The organism is Pseudomonas sp. IT-P74 (assembly GCF_949768175.1).
GTDB lineage: Bacteria > Pseudomonadota > Gammaproteobacteria > Pseudomonadales > Pseudomonadaceae > Aquipseudomonas.
This window is the reverse complement of the sequence record NZ_CATKQD010000084.1, coordinates 1-263: the sequence shown is the minus strand read 5'-3', so window position 1 is coordinate 263 and position 263 is coordinate 1. Positions and strand designations below refer to the sequence as shown.

The following is a 263-nucleotide window of genomic DNA, read 5'->3' as shown; positions in this document are numbered from 1 at the left end:
CATTGAAGCGGGCAAGTTGTCGGCCATCTACACCGCGCCGGTGCAGGGCGACGACGTCTACAAAGACCCAAGCAACCTGAGCCTGACCGTCGATTCGGCCAGCGTCGACGGCAAAACCTTCGAAAACCTGGTGATCGACGGCACCGTGGCCAACGTGGCCATCACCGACACCGTCAGCGAAGTCATCGCGACCCTGACTGCGGACAAATCCACCGTGGCCGAAGGCGGCCAGGTCACCTACACCGTGACCCTGACCAACGCGG

Annotated in this window: 1 protein-coding gene; it reads left to right on the top strand. The window is 62.7% G+C overall.

The window, feature by feature from the left end; translation table 11 throughout:
• Positions 1-263: immunoglobulin-like domain-containing protein (locus ACM6J5_RS25955; RefSeq protein ID WP_414929604.1), on the top strand; the 263-nt coding region annotated here is incomplete at both ends.